General features: G+C 69.2%; 14 protein-coding genes and 3 pseudogenes. 13 read left to right on the top strand and 4 right to left on the bottom strand.

Annotated features, from left to right (window positions below; all coding sequences use genetic code 11):
• Positions 1–420: 420 nt before the first annotated feature.
• The 5 genes and pseudogenes from BUS84_RS36640 to BUS84_RS41245 form a co-directional block, all read left to right on the top strand.
• Positions 421–591 (top strand): annotated as a pseudogene (locus tag BUS84_RS36640) (ISL3 family transposase); the annotation flags it as partial.
• Between the two features lie 145 nt (positions 592–736).
• Entirely contained in the window at positions 737–1504 is a 768-nt protein-coding gene (locus BUS84_RS13170) for a DUF4396 domain-containing protein (protein WP_084757383.1), read from the top strand.
• A 6-nt stretch (positions 1505–1510) separates the two neighbouring features.
• Entirely contained in the window at positions 1511–1645 is a 135-nt protein-coding gene (locus BUS84_RS40660; protein WP_280175117.1) for a hypothetical protein, read from the top strand.
• Positions 1646–1869: 224 nt separating this feature from the next.
• Positions 1870–3330, top strand: coding sequence for a glucose-6-phosphate dehydrogenase (locus tag BUS84_RS13165; RefSeq protein WP_074311740.1), 1461 nt, complete (start codon positions 1870–1872; stop codon positions 3328–3330).
• 112 nt (positions 3331–3442) lie between these two features.
• Positions 3443–3600, top strand: a pseudogene (locus BUS84_RS41245) (transposase); the annotation flags it as partial.
• A 134-nt stretch (positions 3601–3734) separates the two neighbouring features.
• Here BUS84_RS41245 and BUS84_RS13155 read toward each other — a convergent pair.
• The 4 genes from BUS84_RS13155 to BUS84_RS13140 form a co-directional block, all read right to left on the bottom strand.
• Positions 3735–4565: an FkbM family methyltransferase gene (locus BUS84_RS13155; protein WP_244298511.1), complete on the bottom strand. Its 831-nt coding sequence runs from the start codon at positions 4563–4565 to the stop codon at positions 3735–3737.
• Between the two features lie 1128 nt (positions 4566–5693).
• The gene (locus BUS84_RS13150; RefSeq protein WP_074311734.1) at positions 5694–6197 is read right to left on the bottom strand and encodes a hypothetical protein; all 504 of its coding nucleotides are present in this window, start codon (positions 6195–6197) and stop codon (positions 5694–5696) included.
• A gap of 88 nt (positions 6198–6285) precedes the next feature.
• Positions 6286–6696 carry a RidA family protein gene (locus tag BUS84_RS13145; RefSeq protein WP_208869607.1) on the bottom strand — a complete coding sequence of 137 codons (411 nt, stop codon included), beginning with the start codon at positions 6694–6696 and terminating at the stop codon, positions 6286–6288.
• The gene (locus tag BUS84_RS13140) at positions 6696–7520 is read right to left on the bottom strand and encodes an NAD(P)-dependent oxidoreductase (RefSeq protein WP_208869606.1); all 825 of its coding nucleotides are present in this window, start codon (positions 7518–7520) and stop codon (positions 6696–6698) included. The genes BUS84_RS13145 and BUS84_RS13140 overlap by 1 nt, the downstream gene beginning before the upstream one ends.
• Positions 7521–7600: 80 nt before the next feature.
• Between BUS84_RS13140 and BUS84_RS13135 the strand changes: the two genes are divergently transcribed.
• From BUS84_RS13135 to BUS84_RS13105, 8 genes and pseudogenes are all read left to right on the top strand, one after another.
• Positions 7601–8497 carry a LysR family transcriptional regulator gene (locus BUS84_RS13135; protein WP_074311727.1) on the top strand — a complete coding sequence of 299 codons (897 nt, stop codon included), beginning with the start codon at positions 7601–7603 and terminating at the stop codon, positions 8495–8497.
• 251 nt (positions 8498–8748) lie between these two features.
• Positions 8749–9204, top strand: a pseudogene (locus BUS84_RS41240) (IS110 family transposase); the annotation flags it as partial.
• Positions 9205–9484: 280 nt separating this feature from the next.
• The gene (locus tag BUS84_RS41235) at positions 9485–9808 is read left to right on the top strand and encodes a transposase (RefSeq protein ID WP_425293432.1); all 324 of its coding nucleotides are present in this window, start codon (positions 9485–9487) and stop codon (positions 9806–9808) included.
• Positions 9809–10128: 320 nt separating this feature from the next.
• On the top strand, positions 10129–11517 hold the full coding sequence (locus BUS84_RS13125; RefSeq protein ID WP_074312609.1) for an alkaline phosphatase PhoX: 1389 nt from the start codon (positions 10129–10131) through the stop codon (positions 11515–11517).
• Positions 11518–12030: 513 nt separating this feature from the next.
• Positions 12031–12405: a hypothetical protein gene (locus BUS84_RS13120; protein WP_208869603.1), complete on the top strand. Its 375-nt coding sequence runs from the start codon at positions 12031–12033 to the stop codon at positions 12403–12405.
• 43 nt (positions 12406–12448) lie between these two features.
• A complete protein-coding gene (locus tag BUS84_RS13115) occupies positions 12449–13045 on the top strand; it encodes an orotate phosphoribosyltransferase (protein ID WP_074312607.1) in 597 nt (198 codons plus the stop codon).
• A 72-nt stretch (positions 13046–13117) separates the two neighbouring features.
• Positions 13118–13651: a GNAT family N-acetyltransferase gene (locus BUS84_RS13110; RefSeq protein WP_084757380.1), complete on the top strand. Its 534-nt coding sequence runs from the start codon at positions 13118–13120 to the stop codon at positions 13649–13651.
• A 387-nt stretch (positions 13652–14038) separates the two neighbouring features.
• The gene (locus BUS84_RS13105) at positions 14039–14968 is read left to right on the top strand and encodes an SDR family NAD(P)-dependent oxidoreductase (protein ID WP_244298510.1); all 930 of its coding nucleotides are present in this window, start codon (positions 14039–14041) and stop codon (positions 14966–14968) included.
• Positions 14969–15027 lie beyond the last annotated feature (59 nt).

Here is a 15027-nt window from a genome sequence, read left to right as displayed (position 1 = left end):
TCCTCACCAGACAGACACCGGGGTTACGAGACGTCCCTTAGCGGGGGTTGGTCAGGCTGAAGCGGATGGCGCTCTTGCTCCATGGTGTGGTGGTGCGGTGTCGGTTGCGGCGCCGGTCGTAGGCCGAGGGGGAGAAGATGCCGTCGCGGGTGAGTCCTTCGGCGATGGCAAGATGCCGTGTCCGGCGAGGTACTCGGCGTAGATGCGCACCGTACTACGGGTGCGGTGAGCGGATCAGGTTCCAGGCGGTGCAGCCGTCGACCGTCGGCTGCCTTGCCGGGATTCGGGTGGGGGCCGGCGTCGACGAGTCGATAGCCGTAGGGTGGCCGTCCGCCGAGGAACCGACCTTCGGTGGCGGCTTGGGCGGCCATGCCGCTGCGCACTCGCGCCCTTGATGCGGTTGCGCTCGCCCTACTGGCCCAAATCCTGGCCTTCATCCGCACCGGCATCAACGCCGGCTTCGAAGGCACCAACCGAGTGATCAAGACGGTCGCCCACGACGCCTACATCTTCCGCAACCCCGTCGACCAGCGACTACGCACCCGCCGCGCCACCACCCGACGAACCCGAGAACAACTCGACCCCCGCTGAATTCGTTGAGCCAGCATTGCTCTGCATCGGGTTCATTGTTCAGCCCGCGAGGCGCGATGTTGTGCAGGTGGGGCGATGCCGGATGCCTCACCGCCCGATGTGCTCTCATGTTTGAGACGGCATCTTGGGTCGCCTTCCTCACCTGGTGGCGGAGTTCGTCACATCCGCCGCCACCGACATTGCATCGAGTGCCATGGAGCGAACGGAGATGTCTGTGCAACCGGTGTGGCTGGTGATGCTTTCGTGGGCTGTGCTCTTTGTGGGGTTGGCCAGCACCGCCGTTGTCCTTGTTGACCAATTTGTTCTTGGATATCGTCAGCCGGTCAAGGTCATGGAGATAGTCTGGCCGGCAACCGCCCTCTACCTTGGCCCAGCAGCCGTCCTGGCCTACAGAAAGTGGGGTAGGCCCCAGTCTCCCCGGTGGCTGGACCGGCACGGCAACCCGCCCAGGTGGTCGCGACATGCTCGTACGACAATCGATGCTTGTCATTGTGCGACGCACTGCACTATGGGTGTCATCATTGCTACGCCTATCACCTACGGCGTTGGCCTCGAAATGTTCGGCAGCACACTGTGGCCCGAGGTCGTCGGCGACTATGTAGGCGCAGTGGCCGTAGGCGTTGCATTTCGCTACTCTACTGAGGCTCACACGGGTGGTCGAAGAGCGTGGGCCGCAATGCGGAAATTTTTCAGGGGCGACCTGCTGACCGTGTCCGTCTTCGAATTCGCCCTATTAGGTTGGCTGGCGCTAATGCATTTTCTTGTTTTCCACGAGACCCTGCGGCCTAGTAGTCCGGTGTTTTGGCTCATTATCCAGGTCGGGTTGATCATCGGCTTCTTCGCCGCTTGGCCGCCAAGCTTGTTGCTGATCCGCAGCGGCGTCAAAACGGAATTGCTGGGCACGCCGCAGTAGGTGGTGATGCGCCGATGCCCTGTCGATCAGCGACTCGCCGCCCGAACGGGCGAGCAGGAACCGGAGCAGGTCGGTGGCGGTGTCGACCAGCGCGGCCACGTGAGCCTCGACGGCGGCCGGGTCGACCGGGTCCGCGAGTAGCCACGCCAGAACCCGGCCTTCGTCTCCGGACGAACACGGCGGCGCGCAGCCACCACACGTCGGTGCGGTCCTCGGCGGCGAGGCGCAGGTTCAGGTCGTCCACGTCCGCAGGCGACAGGACGCTGATCCCGGCCTGACCGGAGCCGGCTTCGATGCGCAACGACCGGGGGCTCGTCCCCCTAAAGGGGCGCCAACCTGCCCGACCGGCAGGGCATGGTGGTTGCATGACGACATCGCCTCCGAGCGCCCCAGGTCCCGTGGCCGACCTTCCCGCCGCCGGGGACCGCGTCTCCCAGACGTTGCTGCTGCTGGGCGGCACCGGTGACCTGGCCGCGCGCCTGCTGCTGCCCGGGCTCGGCCGACTGGTGGACACCGGCGCCCAGCCCGGCCTCACGCTGATCGGCAGCGGCAGCGGCACTGAGGACTGGGACGACGAGCGGTGGCGCCGCCGCGTGGCCGACGCCTTCGCGACGGTCGGCGCCGACGGTCCCCGGGCGACCGAGGTCGTCCGGACCACTCGGTACGTCTCGGCCGACGTCACCCGCGAGGAGGACCTGCGGCGGCTGCTGACCGACTGTCGCGGCCGGCTGGTGATCTTCTTCGCGCTGCCACCGATGATCACCGCCCGGGCCGCCGCCGCGCTCGCCCGCATCGGCCTGCCGCCCGGCACCCGGCTGATGTTGGAGAAGCCGTTCGGCACCAACGCCGTCTCGGCGCGGTCCCTCAACGGCATCCTGGCCCGGTTCGTGCCGGAGGACCAGGTGCACCGCATTGACCACTTCCTCGGCAAGTCCACGGTCATGAACATCCTCGGGCTGCGCTTCGCTAACCGGATCTTCGAGCCGGTGCTCAACTCGGCGCACGTGGCCTGCGTGGACGTCGTCTTCGACGAGACCCTGGGCCTTGAGGGCCGCGCCGGCTACTACGACGGCGCTGGCGCGCTCGTCGACATGGTGCAGAGCCACCTGCTGCAGGTCCTTGCGTTGATCGCGATGGACGCCCCGCCCACACTGGATGCCCGGGACCTGCGCGGCCGCAAGGCACAGGTGCTGCGGGCCACGCGGGTATGGGACGACGACCCGGTGCGATGGAGCAGGCGGGCCCGGTACACGGCCGGGGAGGCGGCCGGGCGGCGGCTGCCCGCGTACGCCGACGAGCCGGGCATCGACCCGAACCGGGAGACTGAGACGCTCGCCGAGGTGGTGCTGGCCGTGGACACCTGGCGCTGGGCGGGTGTGCCGTTCCGGCTGCGGTCCGGCAAGGCCCTGGCCGGCAAACGCGAGGAAGCCGTCGTCACCTTCAAACAGCCGCCCCGGGTACCCACCGGGCTGACCGGCTACGAGCAGCCGGACCGGCTGCGGATCGGCTTCGGGCCGGACCGGCTGAGCCTTGACGTCAACATCAACGGTCCGGGCAACCCGCTGGAACTCGATCAGGTGAACCTGGCGGCCGACTTCGGGCCGGGGGAGCTGCCGCCGTACGGCGAGGTGCTGCGCGGGGCCTTCGAGGGCGACCCGGCGCTGTCGGTGCGGGGCGACACCGTCGAGGACTCCTGGCGCATCGTGGAGCCGGTGCTCGAGGCATGGCGGGCGGGAGCAGTGCCGTTGCAGGAGTACCCGGCGGGCAGTCACGGCCCGGGCGACTCCCTCCTGACCCCGGCGCCCGGCGAATTGCGTCGTCACTGAGGACGATCTGGGCCGCCGATCATGCGGACGCCCGGAGGCGCCATTCACCTGGAGGCCGGCGAGGGTAGCGGCAGGGAGGCGGCACGATCTCACCGACGCTCAGTGGGCGGGGGTGCGGCGCGTCCTGCCTGCGGAGCCGGGTCGAGGGCGTTATGCGCCGCGACAGACCTTGTACCGCTGGTTCCGGCGCTGGCAGCGTGACGGCACGTGGACGAAGGTCCTGGCAGGGTTGCAGGCCGGGCGGACGCCGCTGGGAAGATCGGGTGGACGGCGTGTGACCAGCGTCAATGCGAGGAAACCGGGTCGTCCGGGGGCGTGCCGGCGCCTACCGTGATCCGATGACCGAACCGGCCGGCCTGGACCGGCTCGCCGCCTTCGCCGCTGCCTGACGTCCGCCAGGCGGGTCAGGCGGGCCGGGCGCGGGCGTAGACGTCGCCCGAGTTGGCCTCGTGGGGCAGCGCCCGCAGGTACGCCGCCACCTCGCCCGCCGGCCGCCAGCCATCAAGGGCGAACGCCATCTCGTCGCCGAGCGCCACGGTGAACGTGGTGAAGCCCAGCCGGGTGAGCCGGTCCAGGCAGTGCGCGGCCAGGTCCCGTTCGATGGTGGTGAACTCGAAGGACAGCGCCGGCAGGGGGCGGCTCAACCCGGCCAGCACGGCGTCCTCGAACCCTTCCACGTCGATCTTGACGAAGCCCGGCACACCGTGCGCCGCGACCAGGGTGTCGAGTGTGGTTCCGGCCACCTCGATCTCGACGTCCCAGATCTCGTCCTCCCAGCCGCCGGCCCCCTCGGCGGCCTGCAGGAAACCCGCCGACACCGTGGAGATCGTCGGGTTCGCCGAGTTGACGTGCAGCCGCACCGGCCCGGTACACGCCCCGCACGCCGCCTCCACCACGGTCACCCGGTCGTCGTCCGCGTAGAGGGCGCGCAGGGCCCGGGTGCAGAGCGGTTGCGGCTCGACGGCCACCACGCGGGCGCCCAGCCGCCGGAAGCTGCCGAGCCGGTCGCCCACGTGCGCGCCGACGTCGAAGACCAGGTCCCCTGGGCGGACCAGGGGCGCGTAGAACGCGTCCATCGCCGCCTCGCGGGCCGGGTCGCCGTAGTACGCCTCCAGGGAACGGCGCAACCCGGACAGGGTCGGGTCCGCCTTGAGTGCCTCCACCGCGCTGAGGTCATCGACCACTGGTCTGACCGTAGTCGCGTCCGGAGCAACGCGAGGGCGATTCGCGTCCATTTCCCGGGCACCCGGATACCCAGCCTCCTAGGACGGCGTAGACGGGGAGCGCAGCCCTCGTTTGGCGACGGCTGGTTCGCCGTTGACGGGCATGCGCGAGTGCGCGACTTGCCGATCATCATGGGCGGTGGGGCAATGGTCTGTGTCCGAGGGGCGACACAGACCATTGCCCCACGGTGCGCCGAGATCAACTGCAGCGCACACCGTTTGCGTTCATGCTGGTTCAGCAAGAGGCCGAGGTGTCGGTGAGCGGTTGGCGCCGGTCCCGGTCGGGCCAGCGCGGCCGTACGTCGACGCGGCGTGCCACACCGGAACGGCGGGCAGTATGCTCGGCCGTTGAAGATCAAATCGGGCGGTTGGGTGACACTTCCGGTCAGCCCTCGGTCGCGTATCGACTGCCGCAGATCTAACGGCGGTCGCCATTCGCGCTGGGCCTACGGACCGTCGATCGGACGGGCTCGGTATTGCGATACCGTCAAGGTGCCCCCACCGGCGTCGAGCAGTCCGGCTCCGCCGGCTGGCGACGGTCCTTAGGGCACCCCACGAATCCAGGGAGATACCGATGCTGGAGCCTGAGCCGGCTCAAGACGTCCACGCCGAGGATGCCGACACGCCAACCACGGCCGAGACCGAGACCGACGAGGATGCGGTTTACGCAAATCGGGCTGCCCGACGCGCGAAGGGCAAGGTGGCCTCGCCTCAACCGCATGGAAAGGGCCAGCGATCCGGCGGCCGGGGCTCGGTCCAGAGCCCGCGCCAGTGGGGTAACCGCCGAAGCGGTTGATCCCCTTGCTGGAGCTGCCACGGTGTCTCCGAACGTGGAAGGGATCGCCTGCACGGTGCTGACCGATTGGTCGCGGCGCGTGGTGCAGGTCAATGAAACACGTAGCCCAGGAAATGAACTTTTGCCGGCGAACCGGTGACCGGGCTTCGATCCCCTCGGCCAGGACCGTGCCCGGGCTCTTGGCGATCGTAACGGTGACCGACGCTCAGGCCAGGGTCGACGCCTGTCGGCCTTCGCGACGAACGCATCCGGCCCGAGTCTGGTGGACATCCACCGGGACTCGGGCCGGACGCTTGCCCCCGTCTTGTTTGGCGCCGAGGCGTTCGATCGCGGGCAGCAGGCGGTCAGCCTTCCCGGTAGGCGGGCAGCCCGAGCGCGGTGCGGACCTTGCCGGCCTCCCTGGCTCCGCTGTGCGCCGCTGCTGCGCGGATCTCCCGCATCAGCGCGTCGGCGTCCGCCGCCTCGCCGGCTCGCCGCCAATGCCGTAACGCGACGTCGTTTTCTTTGAGGAGTGCGCCCATCGGCGCCCGGACCTCTGCCGGCCAGACCGTCTCGCGTAGCTCAACCGCATGTGCTTCGTTGGTCCGGGCCACGTCGGCGGCCAGCGTGCGGACCGTCCGCCACGGCTTCCCGGCGTTGACCGCGTCCTCCAGCTCTTCCAACGTGGTGTTGTACGGCGCCACGATTGCCAGGTAGCGCCTCTTTGCCTCGGCAGGCGTCAGCGTGGCCGGGGTGGTCGGCGCGACGCTCTGCCAAACCGGCTGTGGAGCCTGCGGGTCGACCTGTTCGCCTCCACCGCACCCTGTGAGCAGCACGATCAGGGTCAAGGTGGCCGTCCAGCGACGCACGAGAACTTCCCATCTGTCGAGTTCCGAGACACCGGGAGTCTAGGGGCATGCTCACCCACGATGATCTACGCCGCGCGAGGTCGATTCCCTAGCGCGAACGGACCACGGCCGTGACTTCGACCTCGAGCACGGCGCCTGGCAGGAAGAGCTTGCTGATCTCGACGGTCGTGCTCGCCGGCGGCGGTGTGCCCTGGAAGAGGCGGCGTCGGACGGCCCCGTACGCCGGAAGATCCCCTAGATCCGTCATGAACGTACGGATGTGCAGCACGTCGTCGAAGCTCGCACCGTGCGCCGCGAGCACGCCGCCGACGATCTCGAAGATCCGTTCGGCCTGAGCGCCGGCGTCTCCGGGGGCGACAACCTTGCCGTCGTCGTCGACGGCGACCTGTCCGGCGAGCATCAGCAGCGAGCCGCCGCCGACGTCGATCCGGGCGACGTGGGCGAAGCGGTCGCCGAACGGGGCCGCGACGGATGCGGGGTTGTCCAGGGTGAGGTTCATCAGGATTCCTTCACAGAGTCGGCAGAGACGAGGGAGGAGAGGTCTGCGTCCTGGTCGGGCGCGGCTTGCATCAGGTCGAGGGCGGCCTCGAGCGCGGGAGCCGACGCCGACAGACGCAGTGCCAGCCGCGCATCCTTCGCCGCCAACGCGACTGCGAACGAAGCGCCGGGCGCTCCGACACGTTCGACCGCGGAGGCGAGGGGTCCACGGCCGAGCACATCGAGGGCGGTCTGCCGGTCGACGCCGAGCGCTGCGGCGACGGTCAGCGCGTCGCGCAGCCCGGCGACCGCCGTCACCAGGCCCGTGTTCGCGACGAGCTTGACGGCCGCGCCAGCCCCGATCGGGCCGCAGTGCCGGACGGAACCGAGCTGTTCCAGCACCGGAGCCGCGCTCTCCAGGGCGTCGGCAGAGCCACCCGCGAAGATCGCCAGCCTGCCGGCCCGGGCGGCGTTGACGCTGCCGCCGACGGGGGCGTCGAGGAACGAGACGCCCGCCGGGAGGCGTCCGGCGACCGCCCGGACCTCGTCCGGCCCGATGGTCGACATCTGCACCACAACCGCCCCCGGTCGGAGCGCGGCGGCGGCGCCGTCAGGCCCGAACAGCACCGCTTCGACCGCGTCGGCGTCGGTGAGCATGACGATGACGACGTCGGCGCCGTCCACCGCGGCGGGCGGGCTCTCGGCCACCGTCGCGCCGTTCGCGGCCAGCGGCTCCGAACGCGCCGGGCTGCGGTTCCACACCGTGACCCGGTGACCGCCGGCGAGGAGGCGGCGCGCGATCGGCGTACCCATACGTCCTGTGCCGAGGACCGCGATGATCTTCATGCTGGCAACGCTAGACCGGCGCGAGTCATGCCACCAACGAATGTCTCGCATGCCTGCCATGCGTGGTTACCATATCTGCCATGGAGACTCAGCTGTTGGAGGTGTTCCGCACCGTCGCGGAGCACGGCTCGATCACGACCGCCGCCCGCGCCCTCAGCTTCACCCAGTCGGCCGTCTCCCGCCAGATCGCCGCGCTCGAGATCGACGTCGGCGCGAAGCTCTTCGACCGGCTGCCCCGCGGCGTCGCCCTGACCGAGGAGGGCCGCGGGCTGCTCCCGCACGCCGAAGCGGTCCTCGACCGACTCGCCGCCGCCCGGCGCGACCTCGACGATCTGCGCGGACTCGGCCGGGGGCGGCTGCGCGTGGGCGCTTTCCCGACCGCGGTCGCGGCCCTCGTGCCCCGGGCGATGGCGTCGTTCCGCTCGGCGTACCCACAAATCTCGCTGTCGCTGGTCGAGGGCGTGACGCCGCGGCTGCTGGAGCGCCTGATCGAGGACGAGGCGGACGTCGCCGTGGTCAGCACCTCGCCCGCGGGCGAGCTGGACCGTGAACGGTTCGACCTGCGGCATCTGCTCGACGAGCGGCTACTGGTCGCGGTCGCCCGCGACCACCGGTTCGCGCGCCGCCGCTCGGTGCGCCTGGCGGACCTCGCGGAAGACGCGTTCGTCGTGGGCTCGGCCACCGCGGAGAAGACGCTGCTCCGCGCAAGCCTGCCCAGCGGCTTCACGCCGCGCATCGACATCGTCGCGGCCGAGTGGACCGGCAAGCTGGGATGCGTCGCCGCCGGGTTGGGGGTGGCCCTGGTTCCGGCCCTGGCAATACGCGGAACCCCGCCGGACATCGCCCTGCTACGCCTGCATCCGGACGACGAGTCGACGCGGCAGATTTTCGCGGCGACCGTGCGGGGCAGGACGCCGTCGCCGGCGGTCACGCATTTTCTGGACCACTTGCGGGCGGAGGCGACCCGCCTCGGCTGACTGTGAGCATGGCGGGATCGGTTCAGCAGTGGTGAGCTGATGGCTGGCAGTGGTGGGCGTGACCCTTCGTCTGACTGGCTTCGTGCCTTTGGGGGGACTTGTCCGCCTGCTGCTGCCGGCGCCGGCCCGGCGGGAGACGTTTGGCCTGATCAGGAGCTTGACCGCCAGTTAGCGGCTGGCGTGTCTCATCACAGTCCTGCCATCTCCGCACCGGACCGGACCCTTGCGTCCCCACGGTGAGGAGAGAACGCATGTCCATGCTGGCAGAACTGGTCGAGGTCGTCATCGGCGTCGACACGCACAAAAACACGCACACCGCCGCGCTGCTCGACACCCGTACCGGCGGGGTACTGGCCCGGGTCACGGTGAGCACCGACCCGGACGGCTATGCGCAACTGGTGGCCCTGGCCGAGCAACACTCGGGGCTGCGGGCCTGGGCGCTGGAAGGCTCCGGCGGCTACGGTGCCGGCCTGGCCCGGCACCTGGCCGGCGCCGGCGAACTGGTCGTCGAACTGGACCGGCCGCTGCGCCCGGCCCGCCGCGCCGGGGCGAAGTCCGACCCGATCGACGCCGAACGCGCCGCCCGCGACGCCCTGGCCCGCACGCGCCTGGCTCAGCCCAAGACCGGCGCGCAACGAGCAGCGTTGCAGGTGCGGCTGACCGCCCGCCGCGCCGCCGTGGAAGCCAGCGCCGACGCCCAGCGACAGCTGCACGCCATGGTGATCACCGCTCCCGAGGTGGTGCGAGCCCGCTCCCGCGGCCAGAGCACCCGCGTCATGCTCACCACCGCCACCCGACTGCGCCCCACCACCAGCGCAGACGTCGAGGTGTTCACCTACCTGACCGTGTTGCGGGACCTCGCCCGCCGCGTCCCGCTTCCTCGAGACCGAAGCCACCGAACACGACAAAGCGATCCGTGCCATCGTCCGCTCCTGGCGACCGGACCTGCTTCACCTCACCGGCGTCGGACCGATCGTCGTCGCCACCGTGCTCACCGCCTGGTCCCACCCAGGACGCTGCCGCGACGACGCCGCGTTCGCCATGCTCGCCGGCGCCGCCCCGATCCCGGCGTCCTCCGGCAAAACCGTCCGCTACCGACTCAACCGCTCAGGAGACCGCCAACTCAACCGCGCCCTACACACCATCGTCCTGACCCGCCTACAACACGACGACCGCACCCGCGCCTACGCCGACCGCCGCCGGACCCAAGGCAAAACCGACCGAGAAATCAAACGCTGCCTCAAGCGCTACGTCGCCCGAGAGCTCTACCGACGCCTCGAAACCCCACCACGATCACTTGACGCGGCATAGGAGCGTCCACCTCACGTTTGTTTGCGGCCAGCCGGTAGCACAGCGTCGTGCCTGCCTCGAGGGCATGCGGTGCCGCCGACCTGGTCGTACCGCCGGCTCGCTTCGGTGAACGCAGGCAGGTTCTTCGATGCGATGGCTGCGGAGGGGGCGTGGGACGCCTGTCTGGCGGCGCCGGACTGGGACCGGGATCCCGTATCGGCACGGCGATCAATTCGGTCGATGCCTTGACGGGTGAGCCGGGATGTGACCTAGTGGATCGAGCGGTTCGGGTCGATATCCGCCCGGGCCGCAACGGGCCGCGACGTCCAGGAGGTATGTCCGTGTCTTTGTCTCGCCGCCAGTTCCTGTCCCGCTCAGCCGCAGCCGGTCTCGCCGTGACCGTGGCCGGTTCGGTCGACGCCCTGTTCACCGCGGCACCCGCGCTGGGGGTGTCCGGCCCGGATGTCGGGTACGGTCCGCTCGTGCCTGACCCGGCCGGCATGCTCGACCTGCCGGTGGGGTTCCGCTACACGGTGCTGTCCCGTGAAGGCGCCGTCCGGCCGGACGGCGGCATCGTGCCGAGCCGGTTCGACGGTATGGGTGCCTTCGCCGACAAGGCGCGCGGCACCCGCCTGGTCCGCAACCATGAGTGCTCCCCGACCGCGACGATCAGGGTCGTGGCTCCGCCGGAACGTACGTACGACCCGGCCGCCGGGGGCGGGACCAGCACGATCATCGTCAGAGCATCAAGACGCGCAATCTCCGAGCACGTCAGCCTGGGCGGCACAGCCATCAACTGCTCCGGCGGCCAAACCCCGTGGCGCACCTGGCTGACCTGCGAGGAGACCGAAGACAAGGCGGGGACCCGCGGGTACACAAAGGACCACGGGTTCATCTTCGAGGTTGACCCGTACGACGATGCTCGCAACACCGACCCGGCACCGCTGACCGCAATGGGTCGGTTCCAGCACGAGGCAGTCGCGGTCGACCCGCACACCGGCATCGTCTACGAGACCGAGGACGCGTTCGTGGCGCCGCTGGGAAGCTTCTACCGCTTCCTGCCGAACCGGCCGCTCGGCGGTCACGGGAGCCTGCGGGCAGGCGGTGTGCTGCAGGCTCTGCACGTCCCGGACCTGCCGGACCTGTCCGTGGTGACCGAGGCGGGCATGTCCTTCTCCGGCATCGAGTGGCTCGACGTGCCGGACCCCCTGGCGACGACGGAGTCGGTCCGTGCGCAGGACTACCGCAAGCCGATCACTGGTGGGTACAAGATCGAGGGCGCCTGGTGGGGGGAGAAGGACCACTGCGCCTACTTCGTCTCGTCGTTCGCCCGGCGTGAGCTGGGCTCGGCCCGCGACCACGACGGGCAGGTTTGGCGGTATAACCCCCGAGCCAACACATTGCGCCTCGAAACCATCTTCACCCGCCCCACGCCGGCACTGGAGAACCCAGAGTTCGATGCGCCGGACAACATCTGCATGTCCCCGTACGGGGGCCTGATGATGTGCGAGGACGGAATCGGGGACCAGCACATCCTCGGTACGACCGCCGACGGCGAGGTGTTCGTCTTTGCCCAGAACCGGGTCAACGTCGGCACCGCCGAGGACCCGCAGTACGGCGAGCTGGCCGGCGCGACGTTCTCCGCCGACGGCCGGACCATGTTCTTCAACGTCTACAACCCGGGCATCACATACGCCGTCACCGGCCCCTGGAACCGTCGCCAGGGCTGACGCCGCAGCCACCGTGCGGTGCTCTCTTCCTCAGCGAGAGCCGACACGGCGACCGCACGTACCGCTAGACAAGGAAAACGCGGAAAGCCGGAGGGCCGCCGAAGAACGACAAACCGTTGACGGGTGAGGTGGTCGTCGGTAGCCAGCCGGGGCGCGGCGGTCGTCGCACCGCCGCGCCGTAGCGTGAGTCGCCGCCGGCCGTGGTGGGGATGCGGCGGCCAAGGGCCTGCGCGGGTTGCATGCGGCGCATCCCCATCGCGACGTCATCGGCGCGTCCCGCTCTGCCGCGCGGCGAGCGCCACGCTCGGGGTTGACGGTCCCCCGAGCGAGCGAGGCAGTTGGTTCTGCGGGGGGAGTCCGGTCGCGGGCGCTCAGGGAAGGGTGATGGGCAGTCGATGATTGGAGGGAGCCGTGAGTCCCACCCCCGTCCGCCCGTCTCGTTGGGCGGTTGCCGCCGCCTACGCTGTGCCGCTGTGTGTTCTTCCGTCGGCCATCTGGCGGGTGACGGCAGCTATGGGCAGCACGGTCGGCTGGTATCTGATCTTCCTGTCCGTGTTGTCCATGGCCCTGGCCGTGCTGACGCTCGGGCTCGTGCATCAGTGGGGTCAGCGTCTTCCTCGGTGGCTGGGCGGCAGACCACTTGCGCCTGGCGCGGTGACCCGGCTGGCGATCACTGGCGGCCTACTGCTCGTGGTCATCTGCGTCTACTTCGTGCTGAACCAGGCGTTCCATTTCGTCGACCGGGGGTGGAGTCCGACAGCGGTGCAGGACGCTGTCGTGCACGATCGGCCGGGCTGGGACATCTTGCGGTACTACGTTCCCCTGCTCGCCTGGGGTCCGCTGCTGATTGCCGTCGCCGTGGACTATCGCAGGCGCGCCATGCGGTAAAGGCGACCAGGGTGGGTTCGCTGTGCGTGACACCATTGCCCTCATGGACGACACGCTGCGGGAGCTGCTTGCCGCTCGCGACGGTCATTTCTTGTTGGAATCAGGCCATCACGGGCATCTCCTGCTCGACCTTGACGCCATGCTGTGGCGGCCCGCAGCCCTCGAGCCGCTCGTGCTGGCGCTTTCCGATTCGCTCACCGCCTACAACGTCGAGGCAGTGGTGGGTCCACTTGTCGGTGGTGCATTGCTCGCTTATCGAGTCGCTGAGCGGCTAGCCCTGCCGTTTGCCTACGCCGAGCGGGTCGCATATGCGCCTGGCCAGCTGTACTCCGCCCGCTACCGGCTGCCTCAGGCATTCTCCGCCCTCATCAGCGGCAGGCGCGTGGCAATCGTGGATGACGTCATAAACGCCGGATCCGCCGTGTGTTCGACGGCCGCTGCGGTGCGGGCGAGTGGTGCCGAACCGGTCGTGATCGCTGCACTGCTGCAGCTGGGCGAAACGGCTCTACGGCAGCAATCCCTGGCCTCCGTGCCACTGACAACGCTGGCTTCATGGCCTAACACATTATGGGAACCTCAAGAATGTCGGCTCTGCACGGTGGGCGTGCCGTTGGAGCAGCCCATCCTCTCCTGCGGCTGAACCCGAGCATCCAGGCCCTTTCTGATCGATGCCAGGCGCAGCTGCGATCCGTCCCCTGGGAGACGATAGGGCGTGCACTCCGAGAAGTTGATCACGTGCCTGCAGATGACGAGTCCTGGTCAGCTGCGGTGGGCGAGGGCTGTCGAGGGGCTGGCCCTGGTGCCGGTCAAGGACCCGGCCGGGGACAGCTTGTCGCAGTTGCAGGAGGTACACGATCGCATTGCGTTGGCGCATCGATGGTCGAGCCTGGCATGGTCAAGACAAAACTGGGTCGATTGGCTCAGCGATCCGGCGTTGCAGCACTGGTGGATCCATGTGAACGACAAGCTGGCCGGTTGGGGCTGTCTGCGCTGGCATTCAGGGCCGGAGGTGGAACTGGACACCTTCGGTCTCAGGCCAGAGTACATAGGACATGGGTACGGCGGTTACTCCTTGTCACTGTTGACGCATGCCGCATGGAACCTGCTGGGGCCGCAGAACGGTGTAGAGCTCGGAGGGCGGACGCGGCGCGCCTGGTTGCGTACCTCAAGTTGGGATCACCCTCACGCGCTGGCGAACTATCGGGCCCGCGGCTTCGTGCCGGTCAGCAGCGTGCAGCCCCTCTGACGTCCTTTTGGAGCGCGGCGGTCCGAAGCGCTCGCGCCGCGAGTCGAGCCACTAGCTTTCGACAGCAGCGGTGACAGCGACCGGCTCCGAAGGTGCCAGCATCGGTCGCTTCCGCTTGCCGGGCGGGCAGGCGGCAAGCAGTTGAGCTGACGTCATTCGTTGCGTGCCCCAAGGCCTTATTGCCCAACTTCTTGCGGCGTCGAAAGCCCGGCCGTCAGCCGGCGATGATCAACCCGTCTCTCGGCCTTCCCGGCGGCTTGCCGCAGTTCGGCAGGCAGCGTGATGCGCCCTGGGAGTGATGGTCACACCCGTGGGTAGAACGTTTATCTCGTTGTGTGCTGCGTTGCGGGAGGTGTGATGGTCAGGCGTAGAACGCTCCGTGACGCCGTGGTGCTGATCACGGGGGCGTCGAGCGGAATTGGCCGCGCGACGGCGTTGGCGTTCGCTGCCGACGGGGCCAGGTTGGTACTCGCCTCGCGCAGCCCAGACGCGCTCGCGGAGGTGGAACACGACTGCCGGGCACGAGGCGGGCAGGTGCTGGTTGTGCCGACCGACATTGCAGACCCAGTGGCCGTCGAGCGGTTGACCCGGCTGGCGGTGCAGCGGTTCGGGCAGATAGACGTCTGGGTCGAAGCGGCGGCCGTCGGCATTGCCGGGCCGCTGGGCTCCGAATCGGTGGACGAGATTCGTCGGCTGGTCGACACGAACGTATTCGGCAGCGCGCTGTGCGCCCGCGCCGCGCTAGCTACATTTCAGGCGCAGGGCAACGGGACCCTCGTGCTCCTCGGGTCGTTGCTGTCTGTGTTCCCGAACCCACTGGTCCCGCTCTACTCCATGACCAAGTTCGCCATCAGAGGGCTGGCCCTGAACCTTCAGCAGGCGGTCGCCCGCCATCCTCGGATACGGGTCTGTCTCGTCTTACCCGGGCCGGTCGACACGCCGTTCTTCGAGCGGGCCGCCAACCACTCGGGCCGCCAACTACGAGCTATCCCGCCCGCGTACGCACCTGAGCGTCTCGCCGCCAAGATCCTCGCATGCGCCCGCCGCCCGCGCAGGCAGTTAACAACCGGTGTGGTCTCACACCTGGCGCTGTTCGCCCATCGAATGTCACCGCGTGCCACCGAGTCGTTGGTCGCCCGGTGGAGCGCGACGTTCTTGACCAAGCCGGCCACAGCGGCACCCGGGTTGGGATCGCTGTTCGATCCACCACCGATCGGGGCGGTGCAAGGGGGATATCGCCGCAGCCGGGTCCGCCGTCGGCTCGGCGAGTGGCTGGGCGTCGCGCAAGCACGCAGGGGTCGACCGACCCCGGGCTGACCGGCAGTATGACGCCGCAGGACAGGCCCGCTGACCTGATGCAGCACAGGCCCGACCGC

Source organism: Micromonospora cremea, assembly GCF_900143515.1.
GTDB lineage: Bacteria > Actinomycetota > Actinomycetes > Mycobacteriales > Micromonosporaceae > Micromonospora > Micromonospora cremea.
This window is presented reverse-complemented; position numbering and strand designations above follow the sequence as displayed.